Source organism: Bordetella hinzii LMG 13501 (genome assembly GCF_001548475.1).
In the GTDB taxonomy this organism is placed as follows: Bacteria; Pseudomonadota; Gammaproteobacteria; order Burkholderiales; family Burkholderiaceae_B; genus Bordetella; species Bordetella hinzii.
Map to the genome: position 1 here is coordinate 21,314 of NZ_LRUJ01000036.1, position 22,451 is coordinate 43,764.

At 65.8% G+C, this 22,451-nt stretch carries 25 protein-coding genes; 9 read left to right on the plus strand and 16 right to left on the minus strand.

All coding sequences use genetic code 11. The features are described 5' to 3' along the window. Positions 1-5 precede the first annotated feature (5 nt). A complete protein-coding gene (locus AXA74_RS19165) occupies positions 6-959 on the minus strand; it encodes a DMT family transporter (RefSeq protein ID WP_032955399.1) in 954 nt (317 codons plus the stop codon). A gap of 223 nt (positions 960-1,182) precedes the next feature. On the opposite strand from AXA74_RS19165, the gene AXA74_RS19170 reads away from it, so the two are divergent. Then, entirely contained in the window at positions 1,183-1,647 is a 465-nt protein-coding gene (locus AXA74_RS19170) for an Lrp/AsnC family transcriptional regulator (RefSeq protein ID WP_029580277.1), read from the plus strand. Positions 1,648-1,659: 12 nt separating this feature from the next. Here the strand turns inward: AXA74_RS19170 and AXA74_RS19175 are convergent, their stop codons facing one another. Further along, on the minus strand, positions 1,660-2,457 hold the full coding sequence (locus AXA74_RS19175; RefSeq protein WP_032955401.1) for an alpha/beta fold hydrolase: 798 nt from the start codon (positions 2,455-2,457) through the stop codon (positions 1,660-1,662). Positions 2,458-2,553: 96 nt separating this feature from the next. Here AXA74_RS19175 and AXA74_RS19180 point away from each other — a divergent pair, with 96 nt between their 5' ends. Next, on the plus strand, positions 2,554-3,051 hold the full coding sequence (locus AXA74_RS19180) for a YbaK/EbsC family protein (RefSeq protein WP_029580279.1): 498 nt from the start codon (positions 2,554-2,556) through the stop codon (positions 3,049-3,051). 16 nt (positions 3,052-3,067) lie between these two features. Here the strand turns inward: AXA74_RS19180 and ybgF are convergent, their stop codons facing one another. The 8 genes from ybgF to AXA74_RS19220 all read right to left on the minus strand — a co-directional run bounded on the left by ybgF (position 3,068) and on the right by AXA74_RS19220 (position 10,197). Then, entirely contained in the window at positions 3,068-3,754 is a 687-nt protein-coding gene (gene ybgF, locus AXA74_RS19185) for a tol-pal system protein YbgF (RefSeq protein ID WP_029580280.1), read from the minus strand. An 86-nt stretch (positions 3,755-3,840) separates the two neighbouring features. Further along, the gene (pal, locus tag AXA74_RS19190) at positions 3,841-4,335 is read right to left on the minus strand and encodes a peptidoglycan-associated lipoprotein Pal (RefSeq protein WP_029580281.1); all 495 of its coding nucleotides are present in this window, start codon (positions 4,333-4,335) and stop codon (positions 3,841-3,843) included. Between the two features lie 31 nt (positions 4,336-4,366). After that, positions 4,367-5,683, minus strand: coding sequence for a Tol-Pal system beta propeller repeat protein TolB (gene tolB, locus AXA74_RS19195; RefSeq protein WP_029580282.1), 1,317 nt, complete (start codon positions 5,681-5,683; stop codon positions 4,367-4,369). 16 nt (positions 5,684-5,699) lie between these two features. Further along, positions 5,700-6,818, minus strand: a complete 1,119-nt coding sequence (gene tolA, locus AXA74_RS19200; RefSeq protein WP_032955402.1) for a cell envelope integrity protein TolA — start codon at positions 6,816-6,818, stop codon at positions 5,700-5,702. 34 nt (positions 6,819-6,852) lie between these two features. Beyond that, positions 6,853-7,314, minus strand: coding sequence for a protein TolR (gene tolR / locus AXA74_RS19205; protein ID WP_032979328.1), 462 nt, complete (start codon positions 7,312-7,314; stop codon positions 6,853-6,855). Next, positions 7,314-7,988: a protein TolQ gene (gene tolQ, locus AXA74_RS19210; RefSeq protein ID WP_029580285.1), complete on the minus strand. Its 675-nt coding sequence runs from the start codon at positions 7,986-7,988 to the stop codon at positions 7,314-7,316. Before tolQ ends, tolR begins: the two co-directional genes overlap by 1 nt. Positions 7,989-7,990: 2 nt before the next feature. Continuing rightward, a complete protein-coding gene (ybgC, locus tag AXA74_RS19215) occupies positions 7,991-8,413 on the minus strand; it encodes a tol-pal system-associated acyl-CoA thioesterase (RefSeq protein ID WP_029580286.1) in 423 nt (140 codons plus the stop codon). A gap of 53 nt (positions 8,414-8,466) precedes the next feature. Next, complete coding sequence (locus AXA74_RS19220) at positions 8,467-10,197, minus strand: proline--tRNA ligase (protein ID WP_029580287.1); 1,731 nt, start codon at positions 10,195-10,197, stop codon at positions 8,467-8,469. A gap of 65 nt (positions 10,198-10,262) precedes the next feature. On the opposite strand from AXA74_RS19220, the gene AXA74_RS19225 reads away from it, so the two are divergent. From AXA74_RS19225 to AXA74_RS19250, 6 genes are all read left to right on the plus strand, one after another. Next, positions 10,263-10,832 carry an RNA pyrophosphohydrolase gene (locus AXA74_RS19225; RefSeq protein ID WP_029580288.1) on the plus strand — a complete coding sequence of 190 codons (570 nt, stop codon included), beginning with the start codon at positions 10,263-10,265 and terminating at the stop codon, positions 10,830-10,832. Then, positions 10,813-11,499: a response regulator gene (locus tag AXA74_RS19230; protein WP_025515747.1), complete on the plus strand. Its 687-nt coding sequence runs from the start codon at positions 10,813-10,815 to the stop codon at positions 11,497-11,499. The genes AXA74_RS19225 and AXA74_RS19230 overlap by 20 nt, the downstream gene beginning before the upstream one ends. 22 nt (positions 11,500-11,521) lie before the next feature. Further along, positions 11,522-13,024, plus strand: a complete 1,503-nt coding sequence (locus AXA74_RS19235; protein WP_126623690.1) for a sensor histidine kinase — start codon at positions 11,522-11,524, stop codon at positions 13,022-13,024. Between the two features lie 228 nt (positions 13,025-13,252). Further along, positions 13,253-13,702: a tripartite tricarboxylate transporter TctB family protein gene (locus tag AXA74_RS19240; RefSeq protein ID WP_029580290.1), complete on the plus strand. Its 450-nt coding sequence runs from the start codon at positions 13,253-13,255 to the stop codon at positions 13,700-13,702. A gap of 5 nt (positions 13,703-13,707) precedes the next feature. Next, positions 13,708-15,231: a tripartite tricarboxylate transporter permease gene (locus AXA74_RS19245; RefSeq protein ID WP_029580291.1), complete on the plus strand. Its 1,524-nt coding sequence runs from the start codon at positions 13,708-13,710 to the stop codon at positions 15,229-15,231. A 174-nt stretch (positions 15,232-15,405) separates the two neighbouring features. Beyond that, positions 15,406-16,128, plus strand: a complete 723-nt coding sequence (locus AXA74_RS19250; RefSeq protein WP_267912931.1) for an IclR family transcriptional regulator — start codon at positions 15,406-15,408, stop codon at positions 16,126-16,128. Here AXA74_RS19250 and AXA74_RS19255 read toward each other — a convergent pair. The 3 genes from AXA74_RS19255 to AXA74_RS19265 all read right to left on the minus strand — a co-directional run bounded on the left by AXA74_RS19255 (position 16,125) and on the right by AXA74_RS19265 (position 19,088). Then, positions 16,125-16,850: an enoyl-CoA hydratase/isomerase family protein gene (locus tag AXA74_RS19255; protein WP_029580293.1), complete on the minus strand. Its 726-nt coding sequence runs from the start codon at positions 16,848-16,850 to the stop codon at positions 16,125-16,127. The two genes, AXA74_RS19250 and AXA74_RS19255, sit on opposite strands and share 4 nt — an antisense overlap. After that, positions 16,847-17,995: a CaiB/BaiF CoA transferase family protein gene (locus AXA74_RS19260; RefSeq protein ID WP_029580294.1), complete on the minus strand. Its 1,149-nt coding sequence runs from the start codon at positions 17,993-17,995 to the stop codon at positions 16,847-16,849. Before AXA74_RS19260 ends, AXA74_RS19255 begins: the two co-directional genes overlap by 4 nt. A gap of 163 nt (positions 17,996-18,158) precedes the next feature. Further along, positions 18,159-19,088, minus strand: coding sequence for a LysR family transcriptional regulator (locus tag AXA74_RS19265; RefSeq protein ID WP_029580295.1), 930 nt, complete (start codon positions 19,086-19,088; stop codon positions 18,159-18,161). 110 nt (positions 19,089-19,198) lie between these two features. On the opposite strand from AXA74_RS19265, the gene AXA74_RS19270 reads away from it, so the two are divergent. Beyond that, entirely contained in the window at positions 19,199-19,810 is a 612-nt protein-coding gene (locus tag AXA74_RS19270) for an FMN-dependent NADH-azoreductase (protein ID WP_048940348.1), read from the plus strand. A 58-nt stretch (positions 19,811-19,868) separates the two neighbouring features. Here AXA74_RS19270 and AXA74_RS19275 read toward each other — a convergent pair whose 3' ends face one another. The 3 genes from AXA74_RS19275 to AXA74_RS19285 all read right to left on the minus strand — a co-directional run bounded on the left by AXA74_RS19275 (position 19,869) and on the right by AXA74_RS19285 (position 22,347). Beyond that, positions 19,869-20,774 carry an NAD(P)-dependent oxidoreductase gene (locus tag AXA74_RS19275; RefSeq protein ID WP_032979331.1) on the minus strand — a complete coding sequence of 302 codons (906 nt, stop codon included), beginning with the start codon at positions 20,772-20,774 and terminating at the stop codon, positions 19,869-19,871. Between the two features lie 76 nt (positions 20,775-20,850). Then, on the minus strand, positions 20,851-21,705 hold the full coding sequence (locus tag AXA74_RS19280) for an SDR family NAD(P)-dependent oxidoreductase (protein WP_029580298.1): 855 nt from the start codon (positions 21,703-21,705) through the stop codon (positions 20,851-20,853). Between the two features lie 72 nt (positions 21,706-21,777). Then, positions 21,778-22,347: a TetR/AcrR family transcriptional regulator gene (locus AXA74_RS19285; RefSeq protein WP_029580299.1), complete on the minus strand. Its 570-nt coding sequence runs from the start codon at positions 22,345-22,347 to the stop codon at positions 21,778-21,780. Between the last annotated feature and the right edge of the window lie 104 nt (positions 22,348-22,451).

Genomic DNA, 22,451 nt, shown 5'->3' on the forward strand with positions numbered 1-22,451 from the left:
GGGCTTCAGGCGGCGGCCGCCATGCGGCCGCCCGCCCGCCGCTTGAACGAGGCCAGGCGCACGCCGGCCAGGATGAGCGCAAAGCCCATGGCATGGTAGGGCCGCGGCGCCTCGCCCAGCAGCGGCCAGGACAGCAGGGCGGCGTAGGCCGGCACGAGGAACATCGACAGGCCCGCCGTGCCGGGGCCGGCGCGGCGCACGAGCTTGCCGTAGGCGTAATAAGCTCCCAGGCTGGGGACCAGGGCCAGAAACAGCAGGGTGAGCGCCAGGCGGGGATCCGCCCATGGCACCATGCCGCCCAGCGCCGCTTCCAGGCCAGCCGCCGGCGCCAGCATGCAGGCGCCGCCGCCGATCAGCGCCGCCAGGCGCAGGCTGTCCGGCATCTCCGGGATGCTCAGGCGCTTGTAGAGCACCGTATAGAGCGCCCAGCCGCTGGCGGCCAGCATGATCCAGAGATCCCCGCGGCCGAAGGCCAGGCTGCCCAGCGCCTGGACATCGCCCCGGCTCAGCACGGTGAGCACCCCCAACAAGGCCAGCAGCATCCCCGCGGCCTTGCCGGGCGGCAGGGGCTGGCGCCAGATCAGCGTCTCCAGCAGCGACACCAGCAGCGGGCTGCACGAGAAGATCAGCGCGATATTGGTCGCGCTGGTGGATTGCGCGCCGATGTACTGCGGCGCCACCGCCACGCCCATGCCCAGCAGGGCAAGCGCGGCCAGCACGGGCAGGGCGGCCAGCAGTTGACGACGATGACGCCAGGCGGCGCGCGCTACCCAGGGCAGCAGCAACGCGAAGGCCAGCAGCCAGCGTCCGAAGGCCAGGAAAACGGGCGGCAGATCGGCGCCATGGGCCCATCGGGCGGCCACCATGTTCGAAGCGAAGAGAGCGGGTGCCAGCAGCAACAGGGCCAGCGTGGACAGGTCGCGCCCGGCAGGGGCGCCTTGGAGGGAAGTGGCGGGCATGAGGAACAGCGGCGTGGATCACACGCATGGGCTGCCGGCGCCCCGGTAAGGGCAGCGGCCGAAAACGGCAGGCTGGGTAAGCGCTGCCAGGACGAGATTCTATGCCTGTGTCCCGGAAATAGGCTTTTGCGTTCGGCCTTTAAATCGCCATTCAAGAGAAAAAAATTTTCTCAATCTGGCTGATTGATATATAAATCACTTTTTCATCCCGGACGTGGCCGACATGAGCGTCAAACTCGACGATATCGACCTCAGGATCCTGCGCGAACTGCGCGCCGACGGACGCCTGAGCAACATCCGGCTGGCCGAGCGTATCGGCCTGTCGCCCACACCCTGCTGGAACCGGGTCCGGGCGCTGGAAGAGGCCGGCGTGATCGAAGGCTACGCAGCGCTCTTGAACCAGAAAGCGCTGGGCGTGCCGGATACCGTCATGATCGAGGTCACGCTCGAGCACCATGACGACGAGAGCCTGGAGCGCTTCGGCGAGCAGATCTGTGCCCTGCCCGAGGTGGTGGAGGCCTTCCTGGTTACCGGCGAGTACGACTATTTGATCAAGGTCGCCGTGGCCGGCACCGAAGGCTATGAGCAGTTTCTGCGCAAGCGGCTCTATCGCCTGCCCGGCGTGCGGCATAGCCGTTCGACCTTTGTGCTCAAGCGCCTGAAGCAAGTCGCTTCGGTGGCGGTTTGAGACGCTTCGGGCTCAGGCCAGGAAGTCGAGAATGGCCTGGTTGAAGGCGCGTGGATTGCCGAGGTTCATGCCATGGGAAGATCCGGCGATCTTCACGCGCTGGGCCTGGGGCAGCAGGGCCTGCAGGCGGTCCAGCGTGGCGGGGTAGGGGGCCGGACTCAGGGCGCCGCCGATCAGCAGCACGGGCATGGACAGGGAGGCCAGGTCGCCCAGCGGCGCGGCGGGTTCGCGGGCCTGGCCCAACAGGGTGGCCGCATTGTCGCGCACCATGTCCTTGAACCAGGGCACCATGCGGCGCCAAGTGTCGGGGCCGGTCACCGTATCGATGAACAGCGCCAGCCCCGCGTCGGCCTGGCCGGCCTGGATCAGGGCGAGCGCGCGCTGGCGGAAATCGCCCCGCTCGTCCTCGCCCGGGCGCGCCAGGCCGGGATCGGCCAGCACCAGGCTGCGTACGCGGGCCGGCGCGCGCAAGGCGGCCTCCACGGCAATGCGCCCGCCCCGGGAGTGGCCCACGAGATGCGCCGCGCCGCCGGCGGCCGTATCGATGAAGGCGAGCACGTCGTCCGTATGCCGCGCGATGGAAAAGCCTTCGCCCGCTCCATCCCAGCGCTCAGGCCAGTAATGCCGCAGAGAGAGCGACAGGACGCGGAAATGCCGCGACAAGGCGCTCAATTGAGGTTTCCAATAGCGGCAGTCACAGAGCGAACCGTGGACCAACACCAACGGGTCGCCGCGGCCGGCTTCGGTATAGCTCAGGGGATAGCCGTCCAGGTCGACGGTTTGCAGCTCAAGTTCGGGTTCGGAACGCATGGGCGGGGATTTCGGCACTGTCGCGCCAGATTGTAGTGCGGGCAGCGGTCTGGCCGGCTGATACACTGGCGGCCACCCCTGTTCCGGAGTCCATCCATGCACGTCACCGCCATCGACGAGTTGCCGGATTCGGCGCGCCGCGTCGCCCTGTTGCTGCAATCGCTGGGCCACGATAAGCCCGTGGTCATGCTTGCGGCGACGGGCAAGACATCCGCCGAGGCGGCCGCCGGGCTAGGCTGCTCCGTGGCGCAGATCGCCAAATCCATCGTCTTTCGGCGTCTTGCCGACAATGCGCCTGTCCTGGTGGTGGCCAGCGGCGTGAACCGGGTCGACGAAGCCAAGGTCGCTGCCCGGGTCGGGGAGCTGGGCAAGGCCGACGCCAAGTTCGTGCGCGACACCACCGGCTATGCCATTGGCGGCGTCTGTCCCATCGGGCATGCCGTGGCACCGGTGATGCTGTTGGACCGTGATCTCTTCCAGTACGACAGCCTGTGGGCGGCCGCTGGCCACCCGCACGCCGTCTTCAATCTCACGCCCCGGCAATTGGCCGCCATGACGGGCGCCGAGGCCGCCGACGTCGCCCTGCGAGCCTGAGCGGCCGCCAGGCCGGTCAGAGCAGCTGCAGGCGGCTCTTAGCGGTGTTGGCCGCCGGAGAATTCGGATAATCGCGCACGATGCGCTGCAAGGTCGTCTTGGCGCCCGCGCGGTTGTTCAGTTCGATCTGGCTGCCGGCAATGACCAGGAGGGCGTCGGGCGCGCGCGCGTTGTCGGGCGACTTCTGCAGCAGGTTGTTCAGCTGCTCGATGGCGCCCTTGTAGTCGCGCGAGGCATAGCGGGCGCTGCCCAGGTAGAACTGCGCCGTGGGCGCCAGCTGGCTGTTGGGGTAGAGGGCGATGAAGGCGGCCAGCGACTCGGCGGCATCCTTGTATTGGCCCTTGCGGTACAGGTCGGTGGCGCCATCGAAGGCGGCTTGTTCCTGCGCATCTCCGACTTCCACCCCCTGCGGGTTGCCGGGATGCTGCTGGCCCTGTCCCTGGGCGTTAGGCTGCTGGCGCGACACCAGTTCGAGCTGGTCGCGCAATTGGGCGATTTCTTGCTGGAGCGACTGGAGCTGGTCCGCCAGCTGCAGGCGGGCACGCGAATTCTGTTCGTTCTGCTGCTGCAATTGCTGGCGCAGGTCCAGGATGGCCCGCCTCGCTTCGTCATCGGAAAAAGCATGGGCCGGCGCAGCCAGGGTGGCCATGGCGATGCTGGCGGCCAGGGTCAGGTTACGCAGGGAGAGAACTCGATCGCGCATAGAAATTCCAGGTCTCTGAAAGCAAAACGCCGGGACGGCCGGTAGACCGTCCCGACGCATGTGGGGCACTTGATTACCGCTGAAAATCAGCGCTGATAGACGATATCGGCGCGGCGGTTTTCAGCGAAATCGGCTTCGGTCGAACCGGTCGCCTTGGGCTTTTCCTTGCCGAAGGAGATCGTTTCGATCTGCGTGTCGGTGACGCCCAACAGGGTCATCATGCGACGCACGGCATCAGCACGGCGCTGGCCCAGGGCCAGGTTGTACTCGGCGCCACCGCGTTCGTCGGTGTTGCCTTCGATCTTGATGCGCTGCTGCGGATGCGAGGCCAGGTAACGGGCGTGGGTTTCGACCAGGCCGCGGTACTGATCCGACACCGAGTAGCTGTCGAAATCAAAGTACACCGAGCGCTGTTGCGCCAGGATGCTTTGGGGGTTGAAGGGATCCAGGATTTGACCGGTGGTCGAACCCTGGGTGCCGCCACCTTGACCGGCTTTATCGTCGAGAGGGACGGAGCTGCAAGCGGCCAGGGTGGCAGCCAGGGCAGCAATGGTTAGGCTTTTGGCAATGCGCGACTTCATGATAGTTCCTTTGCAAAGAGAGTCACACGTGTTATCGGGTAAATGGGCCCCACGTAGGTTCACGTATTTCCCCATTCAGGACTGACAGGGTCTGCCGCACGCGGCCATCGCTCGATACTCCCGCAAGCACGCTACGGCCATTTTGGATGGTCGCGTAGAGCACCTGCATGCCATTCGGCGCGAAACTCGGCGACTGGTCATCACGACCGTCGGTCAGCAGAGTTTCGGTGCCAGAGGACAGGTTTAGCGAGGCGATTCGGAACGCGCCGTCGCGTCTTGCAACGTACAGCAGCGTCGATCCATCAGGAGAAATTCGGGGTGAAATGTTGTAACTACCATTAAACGTCAGTCGGCGGGCGTCTCCGCCATCAAGGCCGACTTGGTAGATTTGTGGTCCGCCACTACGGTCACTGGTAAAGATAATGGAACGGCCGTCAGGCGTAAAGCTCGGCTCGGTGTCGATGCCAGGAGAACGTGTAATACGGCGCGGTTTGGCGCTGCCGTCGGCCGAGACGATGTAAATTTGCGACAGGCCGTCCTGGGTCAGTGCAACCGCAAGTTGCGAACCGTCAGGCGACCAGGCCGGCGCACTGTTGTTGCCCTTGAAATTGGCCACCGGGATTTGCGAGCGGCTGGCCAGGGTCTGCACATAAACCACGGGCTTGCCGGAGTGGAAGCTCACATAGGCCAGCTTGGCGCCATCGGGCGACCAGGTCGGGGAGATGATGGGTTCGCGCGAGCGCAGGGCGACCTGCGGATTCTGGCCGTCCGCATCGGCGACCTGCAGCTCATAGGTATTGCCCTGCTTGAGGACATAGGCGATGCGGGTGGCGAATACGCCACGCACGCCGGTGATCTTTTCGTAGATGCGGTCCGCGATCTGATGGGCGATGCGGCGCAGTTCCTGTTCGGAACCCGAAAAGGCCACGCCGTCGAGCTGGCCCTTCTTGACGGTATCGGCCAGTCGGTAGCGGATTTCATAGCGGCCGTCGGCGCCGCGGCTGATGCTGCCATAGGCCAGGAAATCCGCGCCGCGGCCGCGCCATTCGTCGTAGCCGATGGGCGAGTCGACCGTCAGGCCGGAACCCGCGGTATTGATAAGGCGGAACTGGCCGGTGCGGGTCAGGTCGGCGCGGATGACATCGGCCAGGGCGCGGCCCCGCACATCGTCGCCGGCGAAGTCGGCGATGCCGATCGGATACTGGGTGGCGCCGGTGCCGGAAATGTCGACACGCAGCTGCGCATGGGCCGGTTGCCAGGCGACGAGGGCGGCCAGGAGCAGCAGCAGTGCAAGGCCATACGATCGCAAGACCCCCGGCAGGGAGGCTCGGCTGGAAGCGGTTGTCATGGTCAGCAATCTCCTGTCAATCATACATACGGTACACGACGTCGATAAGGGGCTCGTAGCGGCCCGTCGAAGGCTTGGGGAAGGGGTTGCAGCGCCGGATGCCGGTCTCGACCGCGCGGTCGAAAGCGGTATTGCCGGAGGAGCGCGTCAGCGTCACGTTGCCCACCCTGCCATCACTTCCTAACTGTACCCGGTATTCCGCCGTGGGATTGGCCGATCCGGCGCGCGGCGGCGCCGGATATGCCACGCCGGGCTGCACGCAGGCGCGGACCTTGGCGCCATAGCCATCGTCGCGGCCGCCGCCGGCCTGGTTGCGGTCCGCGGTGCCGCCGGGGCGGCCCGCATTGCCCAGGATATCGTTGCGGAAAGCATCGCGCAGCGCCTTGTCGGCGGCGGCCTTCTTGGCGGCTTCTTCCTTGGCCTTTTTCTCGGCGGCCGCCTTCTTGGCCGCCTCTTCCTTGGCTTTCTGCTCCGCGGCTTTTTCCGCCGCGGCCTTTTCGGCGGCGGCTTTCTCGGCGGCAGCCTTTTCCGCCGCGGCTTTTTCGGCAGCCGCCTTCTCGGCGGCGGCCTTCTTGGCGGCGTCTTCCTTGGCCTTCCTGTCGGCCTCTTCCTTGGCTTTCTGTTCGGCGGCCTTGCGTTCCTGCTCCAGGCGCTGCTTTTCCTTCAGCTCGGCCTGGCGGCGTTCTTCTTCCAGGCGCGCCTTTTCCTTTGCGGCTTCGGCGGCCTGGCGGGCTTTTTCTTCCTGCTCACGCTTCTTGCGAGCCGCTTCCAGCGCGATCTCGGGATCGGGCTGGGGCTCGGGCTGGACTTGCGGAGGAGGCGGAGGCGGCGGCGGCTCCGGCTTGGGTTCGGGCTTGGGCGGCTCCGGTTCAGGCTGGGGCTTGGGCGGTTCGGGCTGCGGTTTGGGCGGCTCGGGCTCGGGCGTGGGCTGGGGCGGCGTCGCGTCGGGCGTGTCGCCGTCCATCCACAATTCGACCTGCACCGGGCCGGGGTTCTGCGTATGCCAGTTCAGGCCGAAGAACAGCACGACGATCAACAGTATGTGCACCAGCGCCGCCAGGCCCAGGGACTTGGCATTGTCCTTGCGCTCTGGGGACCACGGGGTTTTGCTGTCGGATCGAATAATCGGTGGCATGGGCTTGCGAGGTCAGGCGGGCGCGGGGCGCCGTTCAGCGTTTCTTGGCGGGCGTGGGCTGCGGCTGCGAATTGCCGCCCTGGTCCACCAGCAGCCCGAGGCGGGTCACGCCATTGCTGCGCAACTCGTCCATCACCTTGACCACGGTTTCATAGGGGACCTTGCCGTCGGCGGCGATCACCACCGGGGTTTCGGCCGTGATGCGCGAGCGCACCTGGCTGACCAATTCCGCGCGCGCGATATCCTGCAACTGGGCATCCGGCTCGCGCATGCGCAGGGCGATCTGGCCGTCCTGGGAAATCTGCACTTCCAGCGGCTTGGCCGGCACATCGGAGGCCGCGCCCACCGAGGGCAGCTGGATCAGCCCAGGAGTGATGAGCGGCGCGGTGACCATGAAGATCACCAGCAGCACCAGCATCACGTCGATGTAGGGCACGACGTTGATGTCGGCTTTCATGCGGCGGCCGCCGCGGCCGCTGGAGCGTACCGAAGGCATTAGCGCACCTGCCGCTGCAAGATGTTCAGGAATTCGTCGACGAAGCTGTCGAAGCGGATCGAGAGGCGGTCGATGTCATTGGTGAAGCGGTTGTAGGCCACCACGGCGGGAATGGCGGCGAACAGGCCGATGGCCGTGGCGATCAGGGCTTCGGCGATGCCGGGCGCCACCGAGGCCAGGGTGGCCTGCTGCATGTTCGACAGGCCGATGAAGGCATGCATGATGCCCCAGACCGTACCGAGCAGGCCGATGTAGGGGCTGACCGAGCCGGCCGAGGCCAGGAAGTTCAGGTGGGACTCCAGCGTGTCCATCTCGCGCTGGTAGGCGGCGCGCATGGCGCGGCGCGGGCCGTCGAGCAGGGCGGTGGAATCGCCGCCGCCACGGCGGGCCTTGAGGAACTCGGTCATGCCGGCATCGAAGATGCGGGCCAGGGCGCCCTGTTCGTCGCGGCGGCTGGCCACGGCCTGCTGCAGCATGGCCAGGTCGCCGCCCGACCAGAAATCATCCTCGAAGCGGCGGGTCTGCTGATGCGCGCGCTTGATCGCCATTCGCTTGGCGAAAATATATGTCCAGGACATGATCGAGATGCCCAGGAGCAGCAGCATGATGAGTTGGACCGGCACGCTGGCATTGAGAATCAGCGAAGACAACGACATGTCGCTGGTGACTTGCATGGTTATTCCTGAGTGAATTCCAGTAGGGCGCGGAGGAAATCGGGCAGCCCCGCGGGTCGCATGCGCTCCGAGTCTACGCAGCAGACTTGGATTTGCCCTTCGGCCAGCAGTTCCCCGTCCCGCTCGGCGCGCTGCGCGAAGTGTATCGAAGCTCGGCCCAGTCGTGTGACACGGCTGCGGATCGTAAGCAGATCATCGAGCCGGGCCGGCCGCCGATAGGCCATGTCCAGTCCCTGGACAACAAACAGCCGTTTTTCTTCGCGCGCAAGCCGGGACTGGTCCACGCCGAGGCCCCGCAGCCATTCGGTGCGGGCGCGCTCGAAGAACTTGAGGTAATTGGCGTAGAAAACCACTCCGCCGGCGTCGGTATCTTCATAGTAGACACGCACGCTCAGAGTGGATTCGGCAGACGTCGGCTGGCTCACGGTGGATAAACGGCCTAGGGGAAACCCGGATCAATAATGACCCGGGGCGCAGTCTACAGCGTTTCGAGCTTGTCCAGTATCTCTTTCAGTGCCGAATCCACCGAAATTTTTGCAGCCTCGGCATCGCGGCGGCCTTGCAGTTCCACCACGCCGTCGGCCAGCCCGCGGTCGCCGACAGTCACCCGCAGGGGCACGCCGATCAACTCCCATTCAGCAAACATCACGCCTGGACGGGCATCGCGGTCGTCGAGGATGACGTCCACGCCGCGTTCGCGCAGGGCCGTGTAGAGCGCCTCGGCCTTGTTACGAACAGTTTCACTTTTGCCCCAGCCGACCGGGCAGATCACGACCTCGAACGGCGCGATCGCGCGGGGCCAGACGATGCCCTTGCTGTCGAAATTCTGTTCGATGGCCGCCCCGACGATGCGGGTCACGCCGATGCCATAGCAGCCCATCTGCATGAGGGCGGGCTTGCCGGTCTCGTCCAGGAAGGTGGCCTTCAGGGCTTCGGAATACTTGGTGCCCAGGAAGAACACATGGCCGACCTCGATGCCGCGCTGGATGGCCAGGGTGCCCTTGCCGTCGGGCGAGGGGTCGCCCGCCACGACATTGCGCAGATCCGCCACCAATTCCGGCTCGGGCAGGTCGCGGCCCCAGTTCACCCCTCGGATATGGAAGTCCTCGCGGTTGGCGCCGCATACGAAGTCCGCCATATTGGCCACGGTGCGGTCGGCGATGATGTGCACCGGCTTGGCCGTGCGGATCGGGCCCAGATAGCCGGGTTTGCAGCCGAAATGCTCGACGATCTCCGCTTCGGTGGCGAAGCGGAAGCCCTTCAGGCCAGGCAGCTTGCCCGCCTTGATTTCATTGAGCTCGTGGTCGCCGCGCAGCAGCAGCAGCCAGATCTGCACGCCGTCCTTCTCGGAGTCGGTGGCCAGCACGATGGATTTGATCGTCCGCGACAGGGGCAGGCCGAGCAGCTTGGCCACGTCCTCGCACTTGGCCGCGCCCGGGGTGGGCACTTCCTGCAGGGGCTCGGCCGGCGCGGCGCGCCCGGCCAGCAGGCAGGGCGCCTCGGCCAGCTCGATATTGGCTGCGTAATCCGAATCGGGGTTGAAGACCAGCAGGTCTTCGCCGGTATCCGCGATCACCTGGAATTCGTGGCTGCGCGTGCCGCCGATGGAGCCGGTGTCGGCCGCCACGGCGCGGAACGCCAGCCCGAGGCGGCGGAAGATCCGGTGGTAGGCGTCATACATGACGTCATAGCTGCGGCCCGCGCCGGCTTCGTCGCGGTCGAAGGAATAGGCGTCCTTCATGGTGAATTCGCGGCCGCGCATCACCCCGAAGCGGGGGCGGCGTTCATCCCGGAACTTGGTTTGGATGTGATAGAAGTTCACCGGCAGCTGGCGATAGCTGTGGATTTCATTGCGCGCGATGTCGGTGATGACCTCCTCGGAAGTCGGCTGCAGCACGAAATCGCGCTGGTGCCGGTCCTTGATGCGCAGCAATTCGGGGCCGTATTGCTCCCAGCGGCCCGATTCCACCCAGAGTTCGGCCGGCTGCACCACCGGCATCAACAGCTCGATGGCTCCGGCGGCGTTCATTTCGTCGCGGATGATGCCTTCGACCTTGCGGATGACCCTCAGGCCAAGCGGCATATAGGTGTAGATGCCGCCGGCCAGCTTCCGGATCATGCCGGCCCGCGTCATGAGTTTATGGCTGGCGACTTCTGCCTCGGCAGGCGCCTCTTTCAGGGTGTTGATGTGGTAGTTGGATGCGCGCATGTTTAAAGGTGGCAGCAGATACGTATAATCGTCCGTAATTGTATTGAATTCGGTGGGGGTGGCCCATGCTTGATCGCGAAGGCTACCGCCCCAATGTCGGCATCATTCTCGTCAACGGTAAAAACGAGGTCTTTTGGGGCAAGCGGATCCGGGAGCACGCCTGGCAATTCCCGCAGGGCGGCATCAAGTACGGCGAAAGCCCGGTGCAGGCCATGTATCGCGAACTCCATGAGGAAGTGGGCCTCAAGCCCGAGCATGTCCGTATTTTGGGGCGTACACGTGACTGGTTGCGTTATAACGTGCCGGATCACTTCGTCCGGCGTGAGTGGCGTGGCCACTATAAAGGACAAAAGCAGATTTGGTTCTTGCTGCGGCTCGTCGGGCGCGACAGCGACGTATGCCTGCGCTCGACGCAGCATCCGGAGTTCGACGCCTGGCGCTGGAGCCAGTATTGGGTTCCCTTGGATGCGGTGATCGAGTTCAAGCGCGATGTGTATACACAGGCCTTGAACGAGCTGGCGGCCATCCTGTTCCGCAGGCACCACGAAACCCGCTATCTGCGGCAGCGTGTGCACGGACCTCGCTCTTCTGATAATTCCGCGGAAACAGACGGACATGCGCATATTGCTGGTTGAAGATGAGCGCGACATGGCCTCATGGCTCATGCGCGCGCTTGCGCAAAGCGGGTTCCTGCCCGATCACGCGCCGGATGCGCGCACTGCCGAAGGGCTGATGGCCGGCAACGAGTACGACGCCATCGTCATGGACCTGCGCCTGCCGGACAAGCATGGCCTGGTGCTGCTGCGCGAAATGCGCAACCGCGATGACCGCACGCCGGTGCTCCTGCTGACCGCCCAGGGCGCCTTGCAGGACCGCGTGCGCGGCCTGAATCTGGGCGCCGACGATTTCCTGACCAAGCCGTTCGCGCTCGAAGAGCTCGAGGCGCGCCTGACCGCCCTGGTGCGGCGCAGCCGTGGCCGCCAGCACCCGCGCCTGCAATGCGGCTCGCTTTCCTATGACGGCGAAAGCCGGGCGTTCACCCTGGACGGCTCGCTGCTTTTCCTGACGCCGCGCGAGCACGCCGCGCTGGCGGCGCTCCTGACCCGCAGCGGCTATCCGGTGGACAAGGCGCAGCTGTTCGGCAAAGTGTTCACCCATGACAGCGAAGCCAATCCCGACGCCATCGAGGTGGTGCTGCACCGCCTGCGCAAGAAACTCGCCGGCAGCGATGTGCGCATCGTGACCGTGCGTGGCCTGGGCTATATGCTCGAAAGCGTGGCGCGTGAGTCCTCCGAGTCCTGAGCGCAGCTGGCGGCGGCCCCTGCTGGGCATCCGGGCGCTGCTGATATCGCTGCTGCTGCCGGGCGTGATTCTCCTGCTGGTCATCGATAGCCTGAACGACTACCGCACGCTGTCCTCGATCACCAACGAGGCCTATGACTCGGCCTTGCTGGAGCCGGCGCGCGTGCTCGAAAGCAGCCTCGAGTTCAATCCGGATGGCAGCCTGCAGGTGGCCACGCCCCTGTACGCCCAGGTCATGCTCGAATCCCGCGCCGGCCTGCGCAAGTATTTCCGCATCGAAGAAATCGATCCGCCCTGGCCCGATGGCCGCAAGGGCGAGCCGCCGGCCGGCCACAGCCTGGCGGGCATGCCCGAGATGCCCCGCCCGCCGGAATGGCCCCAGGGCAATGGGCAGCCGGTGTTCTACGACGCGGTCTACCGCAACGACCCGGTGCGCGCGGTGGCGGTGCTGCGCGACCTCTACTATCACGGCCAGCACCGCCAGGTCCTGGTGATCGTCGCCGAGAGCATGGGCAAGCGCCTGGCCGCCGAGACGGCGGCGCAGCGCCAGGAGATCCTGCGCGATGCGCGCATGCTGGCCCTGGTGGCGCTGCTGGTCTGGTGGGGCGTGACCTGGGCGCTGCGGCCGCTGGTGCGGCTGCGCAACGACATCCGCTCGCGCCGCCAGGACGACCTGACGGCGCTGGACGCCTCGCGCGTGCCTAGCGAGGTGGCGCCGCTGGTCGAGGCGGTCAACTATCACATCGCCCGCCACCGCCACGTCATCGACGAGCAATCGCAGTTCCTGGCCGACGCCTCGCACCAGTTGCGCACGCCCCTGGCCATCATGCTCACTCAGGCGCAGTACGCGCTGCGCGAGCGCGACCCGGCGCGCGCGCAGGAGGGCCTGCGGGCCATCGTGGACCAATTGCGCCGCACCCGGCGGCTGACGGAGCAGTTGCTGTCGCTGGCGCACGCCAATCAGGCCGAGGTCATGCCGCGGCAGGTCCTGGACCTCAACGACCTGGCGCGCGAGGTCGTGCTGCAGTATCTGCCGCTGGCGCATGAAAAACGCCAGGACCTGGGCTGGGTGGACGCCCGCGGCGAGGATACGGCGCACCAGGACGGCGGCCAGGCCGTCGTGCCGGTCCTGGGCAGCGAGGCCGAACTGCACGAATTGCTTTCAAATCTTGTGCACAACGCCATCAACTACGCTCCGGTGGGCGCCCGGATCACGGTGTCCGTGGTGAAAAGCGCCGATCGGGCCGAAGTCATCGTCGCCGACAACGGGCCGGGCATCGACCCCATGCTGCGCGCCCGGGCCTTCGCGCGCTTTGACCGCATCGGCGGCGAGCGCTCGGCCGCCTCATCGGGGACCGGGCTGGGCCTGGCCATCGCGCGTGGCTTTGCGCGCCGCAACGACGGCGATATCGAGCTGCACGACGGCGAGCCCAACGAGCAGGGCGGACACGGCCTGGCCGCCGTTTTCTGGATCCCCATCGCCCACGCCAAGCCGTCCGATCCCGCTGCGGACGCCCACACTTGACGCGATTCGGGCAAATACATCCTAGGGATAACCCCGGGATTCAGGAAGCCGACAGTCAATAGAAAGCGAATTAGCAGCTTCGCTTCGTATTCTGCGTGCCGGTCCCGTTAAAAGCGGGATAGGCCGCGCTCGCATTTGGAGCGCCGGCAGAACAACCGCGCCCAGGGCGCGCGAGGAGCAAGTGTGGACTTATCTAGTTATAAAAAGGATTACTACGGGGGAGCGTTGATGGTGTTGGTCGGCCTGGGGGCCGTCTATGCCGGTACTGATTACCATCTGGGTTCGCTGTCCCATATGGGCCCGGGATTCTTTCCTGCGGCGGTAGGCGCTCTGTTGGCCTTTGTCGGCCTGTTGATTGCCGTTTCGGCACGCGCCAAGGGCGCCGCCGACGTTGGCAAGGAGGGGGCCAAGGCTCCCGAACCCGGCGGGCACAGCCACGCCTTTCCGGATCTGCGCGGCAGCTTCTGCATCCTGCTGGGCATCCTGGCCTTCTTGCTCCTGGGCGAGTGGGGCGGCCTGCTGCCGGCGACGTTCGCCATTGTGTTCATCTCGGCGCTGGGCGATCGCACCAACACCTTGAAACAGGCTTTGCTCCTGTCCGTGTCGATGTGCGTGATCGCCGTCGTTGTCTTCTGGTGGGCGCTGCAGCTGCAGTTGCCGCTGTTTCGCTGGGGTTGAACGCCATGATCATGCAATCTTTGACCGACCTCTGGTATGGCTTCGGCATCGCCTTCCAGTGGCATAACCTGATGTGGTCGTTCTTCGGCGTGTTGGTGGGCAACCTCATCGGCGTGTTGCCCGGCATGGGCGCGCTGTCGGCGATCTCCATCCTGCTGCCCCTGACGTATGTCATGCATCCCGTGCCCGCGATCCTGATGCTGGCCGGCATCTTCTACGGTTCGCAATATGGCGGCGCCATCGGCGCGATCCTGCTGAACCTGCCCTCGCACCCGCCGCATGCCGTGACCTGCCTGGACGGCTATCCGCTGACCAAGCAGGGGAAGGGCGGCACGGCCCTGGGCATCACGATGATCTGTTCGTTCTTCGCCGCGTCCGTCGGCATCATCGTGATGATCTTCGCCTCGCCCCTGCTGGTCGAGGTGGCCTTCAAATTCGGTCCGACCGAGATCTTCTCCATCATGCTGCTGGGCCTGCTGGCCGGCGCCACCATGTCGCGCGGCTCGCCGCTGCGCGGCGTGGCCATGACGCTGTTCGGCCTGCTGTGCGGCGTGGTGGGCACCGACGTGAACACGGGCACCATCCGTTTCTCGTTCGGCCTGCTGGACCTCTCCGACGGCCTTGAGCTGGTGGCGATTTCCATGGGGCTGTTCGGCGTGGCCGACTTCCTCATGAGCGTCAACCGCATGGCCACCATCAGCACCGGCGCCAAGCTGCGTGTGCGCGACATGCGGCCCAGCAAGGCCGAGATGAAGGAAGCCTTCATGCCCATGGTGCGCGGTACCCTGGTGGGCACGGTCTTCGGTGCCATGCCCGGCACCGGCCCGACCATCACCACCTTCATCGCCTACGCCCTGGAACGCAAGATCTCCAAGACGCCCGAGAAGTTCGGCACCGGCATGATAGGCGGCGTAGCCGCGCCCGAAGCCTCCTCGCACTCCAAGACGCAGGTGGACTTCATCCCGACGATGAGCCTGGGCATTCCCGGCGATGCCGTGATGGCCCTGATCCTGGGCGCGCTGCTCATCCAGGGTATCCAGCCCGGTCCGCAGCTGATCACCGAGCATCCGGACATCTTCTGGGGCCTGATCGCCAGCTTCTGGGTGGGCAACGTGCTGCTCATGGTGCTCAACGTGCCGTTGATTGGCGTCTGGGTCAAGCTGCTGCAAGTGCCTTACCGCTATCTGTTCCCCTCGGCGCTGTTCTTCATCGCGGTCGGGGTCTTCAGCACGCAGAACAGCCTGTTCCAGATCTGGGAAGTGCTGGCCTTCGGCGTGATCGGTGCCTTGCTCATGTTCCTGGATTTCTCGGTGGCGCCCATCCTGCTGGGCTTCGTGCTCGGCCCCATGGTCGAAGAGAATTTCCGCCGCGCCCTGCTGCTGTCGCGTGGCGACATGATGATCTTCGTCCAGCGCCCGATCAGTGCCTGGTTCGTGGCCGCCAGCGCCCTGCTGATCCTGCTGCAGGTCTGGGCCTTCCTGCGGCGCAATCGCAAAAAATCCGAGACGCCGGCGCAGACGGCGGCTTGAAGAGCCGCGGTTTCAGCGTGTGGGGCGGTCTTCGGACCGCCCTTTTTTTCGCCCGCCAGGGCGGCACGATGCCAGGGCGGCCCGCCGCCGGATGGAGGGGCGTCCTGTAGAATCAGGCGCTGGTTTCCACACTTCCCGCGGGCGAGATTGGACAAGACATTTCTTAAAGGCCTGGTGCTCCTGGAAGCCATGGCCCGCAACGAAAAGGGTTCCGGGGTCAGCGAACTGGCCTCGCAGCTGCTGCTCAACAAGAGCAATGTCCACCGTCTGCTGCAGGCCCTGGTTCATCAGGGTTTTGCCCGCAAGAATTCTGATACCGGCCGCTATGAACTCACCATGAAGCTCTGGGAGCTGGGGGCGCGCATTGCCGATCGCCTCGATGTGCGCACCGAAGCGCTGCCTTTCATGCGCGAGCTGGCGCGGGAATCCCTCGAGACCGTCCATCTATCCATCCTGGAGGGCGCCGAGGTGCTTTATATCGAAAAGATAGACAGTCCGCAGCCGGTGCGCGCCTACACCACCGTCGGCGGCCGCGCGCCCGCCCAATGCGTCGCCACGGGCAAGGCCTTGCTGGCCTGGGCCGAGGAGCCGGTGCTGGCCGCGGTCAAGAACCGCTTCAAGCCGCATACCAGCAAGTCCATCATGCGCCTGGGGGATTTGCGGCGCGAGCTCGAAACTATCCGTGCCCAGGGTTTTGCCATCAATCGTGGCGAGTGGCGCGAGCAAGTCGTGGGGGCGGCGGCGCCCATCCGCGATGCCTCGGGCGGCGTCGTGGCCGCCGTGGGCATCTCCGGTCCGGCCGAGCGCCTGGACCACCAGAAACTGCTCCAGGCGGGCAAGCGCGTGCGCGAGGTCGCCGACACGATCTCGCGGCGCCTGGGCAGCGGCCGCGCCTAGCTGGATGCGCCCCGGAAGGCGCGGATCCGGTCCTTGAGGCCGGGCTGCGAGGCCGAGCGCACAAGCGCCGCCATATCGCCATCCGGATTGCCGCCGCGCGTGAGCGTGCGCAGCCAGTGGCGGCCCGCCGGCGCCAGGGATAATACGTTTTCAAGGGCGCTTTCGATCCGCTTGTCCCAGTTGTCGGCCGGCTCCAATCCCTGCAGAAAGCCGATCTCCAGGGCTTGCGCCGCATCGAAGCTGCGGGCGCTTTCCAGCAGGTCATAGGCGTGCTGCCCGCCCACGAGTTCGGCCAGACGGCGCGTGCCCAGCGCCAGGCCGAATTTCAGGCCCGGCATGCGAAAGCGCGCATCGGGCGCGGCCCAGCGCTGGCGGCAGGCGGCGATGAGGTCCACGCCCGCGCCGAAGTTGCTGCCGTGCGCCAGCGCCAGCGTCGCGCAGGGGCCATAGGCCACTGCCTGCAGCAGGGTCTCGATACGGATGAAGCGCAGCACCAGGTCGCCCTCGCCCAAGTCCTCGAAGCCCGAGAAGTCAAACCCGGCCGAGAAGTTGCTGCCTTCGCCGCGCAGCACCAGCAGCGGCACTTGCGCGGCCTGCGCCGCCAGCACGGCGTCGAGCAGGCGCTCGACCAGGTCGGCCGATAGGGCGTTGCGCTTTTCCGGCCGGTTGAGCGTCAGTTCCCAATGGGCCTCGTGCCGGCCGATTTTCAATACCTCGCTCATGCCGGCGTCCCCGGAAGAATTTCCGCATTGTGTTCGCCCAAGGCGGGGGGATTGAGACGCACGGGCAGGCCCTGGCCATTGATCTTGATCGGCGAGGTGAAGGTGCGGGTGACGTGGTCGCCGGGCAGGGTGATTGCTTGCACCCATTGCATGTGCTCGACCTGGGGATCGGCCAGGACTTGCGAATAGGTGTTGATGGGCGCGCTGGGCACGCCGGCCTGCTGGAAACACCGCAGCCAGTGCGCCGCGTCCTGCGTGACGAACACGGTCTCCAGCAGATCGCGCAGGATGACTTGGTTGCGGGCGCGCAGCGTCGTGCTTTGGAATCGCTCATCGCTCAGCAGCTCCGGCCGTTCGACCACCTGGCACACCGATCGCCACAGGGCGTCATTGCCGGCGGCCATGGCGAAATAGCCGTCGCGGCAGCGGAAGGCCTGATAGGGCGCGTTGCGCGGGTGGGCCGAGCCCAGCTTGGCGGGGTCCTTGCCGCTGCCGAAATATTCGGAAGTCTGCAAGGCGGCGATGGCCAGCGTGGTGCCCAGCATGGGCACGTCGATATGCGCGCCCTGGCCGGTCTGCTCCACCTGGCGCAGCGAGGCGGCGATGGAAAAGGCGGCGTACAGGCCGGCCGCGAAATCGGCCAGCGGCACGCCGCATTTGACCGGCGCGCCGTCGGCTTCGCCGGTCACGCTCATGACGCCGGCCATGGCCTGTATGGTGAGGTCGAAACCGCCCTCCGCGGCACGCGGGCCCGATTGCCCATAGGCCGAAATCGAGCAGTAAAGCAGGCGCGGATTGATGGCCTTCAGGCTCTCGTAGTCCAGCCCCAGGCGCTGCATGACACCCGGCCGGTTGTTCTCCAGGAGCACGTCGGCCTCGGCGGCGAGCGCGCGCGCCTGCGCCAGGCCGGCGGGGGATTTCAGGTCCAGCGTCACGGAACGCTTGTTGCGATTGAGCGAGGCGAAATTCTCGCTATAGCCGTTATTGATGGGCGGCCAGGCGCGCAGCGTGTCGCCGCCGCCGGGGTGCTCGATCTTCACCAGATCTGCGCCCATGTCGGCCAGCAGCATGCCGCAGTAGGGGCCGGCCGCGACATTGCAGAACTCAAGGACGCGGATGCCTTGCAAGGGGAGGGGGGTGTCCACCGGATCTTCTCCAAAGGGCTATTCACTGCCCGGCGATAGGTGTTCCAAATATTGGAACGATGTTTTTAATTCAGGCGTATTTCCGGACCGATCCAGATTGTAGGCAAGAACGCCGGCGGATCAAACGGATTCCAGGTGGGAACAACCGATTGCAGCGCGAGAGCTAGCGTGTGAGGGGTTTCATGCCCATGCGTTCATAGCTGGGCGCCAGGCGTTCGAATAGAAAGTCGAGAAAGGCGCGCACGGCCGGGATCATGCCGCGCCGCGAAGGATAGATGCAATGCACGATGCCTTCGGGCGAGCGCCAATCCGGCAGCACGGGCACCAGTTCGCCGCGGCGCAACTCCGCCTGTGTGGCGACCGAGGGCAGCAGGGCGATGCCGCGCCCGCGCACGGCGGCCTCGGTCAGGACAATGAAGTCATTGCAGCACAGGCGCGGCGCCACCGTGATGGCGCGCTCCTGGCCCTCGCCATTGTGCAAGGACCAGACGACCTCGGTCTGCGGATCGTTGAAGCTCAAGGTCATGTGGTGCACCAGGTCTTCGGGGGAGTCCGGCGCGCCATGGCGCTGCAGATAGGCGGGGCTGGCGACCAGGGTGCCGCTGGCCGCGCCCAACTGGCGCACGACCAGTTCCGCATCGGTGTCCAGCCTGGTGCGCACCCGTAGCGCCAAGTCCACGCCTTCGTTGATCAGGTCCACCCGCCGGTTGGTCGCCAGCATCTGGATGGACACTTCCGGCCAGGTATCCATGAATTCCGGCAGCAAGGGGGCCAGCAGCTGCTGGGCGATGGAAATCGGGCAGCTCACCACCACCGGACCCGATGGTTGCGTCTGCAGCTGTCGCATGGCTTCCTCGGCGGCGCGGGCCGAGGCGGTCATCTCGCGGCAGTAGTGCAGGTAGCGCTCGCCGGCCGTGGTCAGGCGCAGGCGGCGCGTCGTGCGCTGCAAAAGCCTCACCCCCAGCCTTTCCTCGAGCTGCGAGATGCGCCGCGACAAGCGCGATTTGGGGATATCGAGCACGCGCGCGGCGGCGCTGAATCCGCCCTGGTCGACGACTTGGGAAAAATAGAAGAGGTCGTTGAGATCTTGCATGATTGTTCTAAAACTGGAACGTTCAGTTCATCATAGACCTGTTTATGCGTTTAATGAAGCTCCGTACAGTACGGGTCATGGCTCAACGCCCCTACTGACTGGAGATTTTCGTGCATACCCTTGTCCTGCTCTCTTCCATCCTTGGCGATCGTTCGAATTCCAAGAAGCTGGCCGACCACTTCATCGCCCGGCTGGGCGAGCAAGCCGGCGCCATCGCCGTGCGCGATCTGGCAGCCGATCCGATTCCTTACTTCGGCGCCGATACCGTGGGCGCGCTTTTCACGCCCGCCGACATGCGCAGCGACGCCCAGCGCGACATCGTGGCGTTGTCTGATGCCCTGATCGCCGAACTGCAGGCGGCCGACCGTGTGGTGTTCGCGGTGCCGACCTATAACTTCAGCCTGCCGGCCCAGCTCAAGACCTATCTGGATTATGTCGCCCGCGCCGGCGTGACCTTCCGTTATACCCCTGAAGGCGTGCCGGAAGGTCTGCTCAAGGGTAAGCAGGTTTTCCTGTTGATAGCGCGTGGCGGCAAGGCGCTGGGCACGCCGGACGACACGATGACGCCCTACCTGAAGCAAATGCTCGGCTTCCTGGGCATGGATGACGTGACGGTGATTGCCGCCGAAGGCATGGCCATGGGCGAATTGGGAGCTGCCGAAGGCCTGGCCCAGGCCAAGGCTGCCATCGACGCCCTGGTGGCCCAGCCCGAACTCGCCTGAGGCGGCCGGGCAAAAAAAAAGGACGAGGCTCGCCTCGTCCTGTTCGATATCCGCCGCTTCAGTCGCGCAGGCGCGTGATGAGGCTGGAGGTGTCCCAGCGGCCGCCGCCGTTTTTCTGTACGTCGCCGTAGAACTGATCCACCAGCGCGGTCAGCGGCAGGCGGGCGCCATTGTGGCGGGCCTCGGCGAGCACCAGGCCCAGATCCTTGCGCATCCAGTCCACGGCGAAGCCGAAATCGAACTTGCCATCGACCATGGTGCCGCCGCGGTTTTCCATTTGCCAGCTTTGCGCGGCGCCCTTGCTGATCACGTCGAGCACCAGCTTCATGTCGAGGTCCGCCGCCTGGCCGAAGGCAATGGCTTCGGACAGCCCTTGCACCACGCCGGCGATACAGATCTGGTTGACCATCTTGGCCAGTTGGCCGGCGCCGGGAGCGCCCACCAGCGTGACCGCGCGGCCGTAGGCCGCCGCCACCGGCTTGATGGCGTCGAACACCGGGACTTCGCCGCCGCACATGATCGTCAGCACGCCATTGACCGCGCCGGCCTGGCCGCCCGACACCGGGGCATCGACGAAATTCAGGCCAAGCTCCTTGGCGCGTGCATACAGCTCGCGCGCCACATCGGCCGAGGCCGTGGTGTGGTCCACGAAGGTCGCGCCTTGCGCCATGCCGGCGAACGCGCCTTCGTCGCCGAGCACCACGCTGCGCAGATCCTCGTCGTTGCCCACGCAGGCGAAGACGATCTGGGCGCCTTGCGCGGCCTGGCGGGGCGTGGCGGCCGATTTGCCGCCGAATTCCTGCACCCAGGCTTGCGCCTTGGCCGGGCTGCGGTTGTAGACGGTGACCTCGTGGCCGGCACGCGCGAGGTGGCCGGCCATGGGCAGGCCCATGACGCCCAGGCCGAGGAAGGCGACTTTCTTAGCCGCGACGTTGTCATAGGTTTTCGAGCCGATGCTTGCCATGCCAGAGTTTCCCGGTAAGAAGTAAGACAGCAAAGCCGATAACTTACCTTAATCGCCCGCAGGCCGCGAGCCACGCCTAGCGACGGGGCAGGGCGGGCAAGGGCAGATGGGCATTGCGGTCGGTCGCCAGCGTCACCACGCGCCAGCGCAGTTCGGCCTCCGTGCGCTCCACGTCAGCCTGCCCGGCCTGCCGCAGGGCGTCGCTGCCCAGCAGCAGATGGGCGGGCGGCGCGCTGTGATAGGCCAGACGCAGCACGATCTGCGCCACGCGCGCCGGGTCGCCCGTTTCGTTGCCCGCCAGGTGGATGAACTGTTTATGCCCCGCCTCCATCGTGGAGCGGTACTCCGGCAGCCAGGCACCTTCCTCGATACCGCGGGGCAGGTCGCGCGCCAGGTCGCCGGGCTCGAGGCAGCACAGCTTGACGCCGAAGGCGGCGACCTCGCGTGCCAGCGCTTCGGTAAAGCCGCCGACCGCCCATTTCGAGGCCTGGTAGGCGGCCAGTCCCGGCGCGCCGAAGCGTCCGCCCACGGACGACACGTTGATGATGTGCCCGCTGCGCTGCTGGCGCATGATGGGCAAGACCGCGCGCGTCAGGTTGACCAGCCCGAAGAAGTGTTCGTCCATCTCGGCGCGGAAATCCCCGTCCTCGATCTGCTCGAAAGGCGCCATGCGGCCCGGGCCGGCCGTATTGACCAGCACATCCACCCGGCCGAAGGCCTCCAGCGCCGCTTGCGCCAGGCCGCGCGCGGCCAAGTCATCGGCGGCCTGAGGCAGCACGCAAAGCCGCGTGCCGTACAAAGCTTGCAGGTCGGCCAGGCGCTCGCTGCGGCTTGCCGTCGCCAGCACGTGTTCGCCCGAAGCCAGTGCCGCCTCGGCGATATATCGCCCCAGGCCGCGCTCCCCACCCGTGATCAGCCACACTTTCGCCATGATGGTTTCCTTTTAATGACTATGTACTCACTCATTTAAAGTCGGCAATGCTTGCCAGCCGCCGCCTGTTCTTCAGGCCGTGATGGCGTTCCAGAAGGCTTCGAAGCCGGCGGCCGAGTAGTCGTCGGCCCGTTGCGGTTCGCGCGCCATGAAGCCCATCGTTGTCTCCGCCACCACGGTCATCAGGGTGGAGACGAACAGCCAGGGAACGGTCAACAGCGCCGGGTTGCTGACGCTTTCTTCGAGCACTGACTGCAGGGCCGTGTAGTGCTGCCGGCACTCGGCCTTGACGTCCTCGCGAACGCGGTCCGACACGCCCAGCTGCGTCACCGCCTTGAACTTCTGCGGATAATGCGCACCCCATTGCACATAGCGATTCCACATATGGCGCAGCCGCTCGCGCGCCGAGGCCTCTTGCGGATAACCGGCCATCATGGTCCGGCTCAACTCCAGCTTGACCTCCCGGTACAGCGCGTTGAGCAGCTCGTCCTTATTCGGGAAATAGGTGAACAGGCTGCCCTCGGCGATGCCTGCCTCCTTGGCGATCCGGGCCGTGGGCGCGGCGATGCCTTGCCGCGCGATCACATGGGCCGCGCTGGCGAGGATGGCATTGCGTTTGTCTTCGCTGCGGGGCCTGGCCATGGTGCTGAATGAATGAGTGCTTGCTCAATTATAGAAAGCCGCACCCCCCATCCGCAAGCCCCGCGGCAAAAAAAAAACCGGGCCCGTGGGCCCGGTGTGTCGAA

Bases quoted from the DNA above. Each gene is read 5' to 3' on its own strand.
- AXA74_RS19165 (WP_032955399.1), bottom strand. From the start codon at position 959: ATGCCCGCCACTTCCCTCCAAGGCGCCCCTGCCGGGCGCGACCTGTCC.
- AXA74_RS19170 (WP_029580277.1), top strand. From the start codon at position 1,183: ATGAGCGTCAAACTCGACGATATCGACCTCAGGATCCTGCGCGAACTG.
- AXA74_RS19175 (WP_032955401.1), bottom strand. From the start codon at position 2,457: ATGCGTTCCGAACCCGAACTTGAGCTGCAAACCGTCGACCTGGACGGC.
- AXA74_RS19180 (WP_029580279.1), top strand. From the start codon at position 2,554: ATGCACGTCACCGCCATCGACGAGTTGCCGGATTCGGCGCGCCGCGTC.
- ybgF (WP_029580280.1), bottom strand. From the start codon at position 3,754: ATGCGCGATCGAGTTCTCTCCCTGCGTAACCTGACCCTGGCCGCCAGC.
- pal (WP_029580281.1), bottom strand. From the start codon at position 4,335: ATGAAGTCGCGCATTGCCAAAAGCCTAACCATTGCTGCCCTGGCTGCC.
- tolB (WP_029580282.1), bottom strand. From the start codon at position 5,683: ATGACAACCGCTTCCAGCCGAGCCTCCCTGCCGGGGGTCTTGCGATCG.
- tolA (WP_032955402.1), bottom strand. From the start codon at position 6,818: ATGCCACCGATTATTCGATCCGACAGCAAAACCCCGTGGTCCCCAGAG.
- tolR (WP_032979328.1), bottom strand. From the start codon at position 7,314: ATGCCTTCGGTACGCTCCAGCGGCCGCGGCGGCCGCCGCATGAAAGCC.
- tolQ (WP_029580285.1), bottom strand. From the start codon at position 7,988: ATGCAAGTCACCAGCGACATGTCGTTGTCTTCGCTGATTCTCAATGCC.
- AXA74_RS19220 (WP_029580287.1), bottom strand. From the start codon at position 10,197: ATGCGCGCATCCAACTACCACATCAACACCCTGAAAGAGGCGCCTGCC.
- AXA74_RS19225 (WP_029580288.1), top strand. From the start codon at position 10,263: ATGCTTGATCGCGAAGGCTACCGCCCCAATGTCGGCATCATTCTCGTC.
- AXA74_RS19230 (WP_025515747.1), top strand. From the start codon at position 10,813: ATGCGCATATTGCTGGTTGAAGATGAGCGCGACATGGCCTCATGGCTC.
- AXA74_RS19240 (WP_029580290.1), top strand. From the start codon at position 13,253: ATGGTGTTGGTCGGCCTGGGGGCCGTCTATGCCGGTACTGATTACCAT.
- AXA74_RS19245 (WP_029580291.1), top strand. From the start codon at position 13,708: ATGATCATGCAATCTTTGACCGACCTCTGGTATGGCTTCGGCATCGCC.
- AXA74_RS19255 (WP_029580293.1), bottom strand. From the start codon at position 16,850: ATGAGCGAGGTATTGAAAATCGGCCGGCACGAGGCCCATTGGGAACTG.
- AXA74_RS19265 (WP_029580295.1), bottom strand. From the start codon at position 19,088: ATGCAAGATCTCAACGACCTCTTCTATTTTTCCCAAGTCGTCGACCAG.
- AXA74_RS19275 (WP_032979331.1), bottom strand. From the start codon at position 20,774: ATGGCAAGCATCGGCTCGAAAACCTATGACAACGTCGCGGCTAAGAAA.
- AXA74_RS19280 (WP_029580298.1), bottom strand. From the start codon at position 21,705: ATGGCGAAAGTGTGGCTGATCACGGGTGGGGAGCGCGGCCTGGGGCGA.
- AXA74_RS19285 (WP_029580299.1), bottom strand. From the start codon at position 22,347: ATGGCCAGGCCCCGCAGCGAAGACAAACGCAATGCCATCCTCGCCAGC.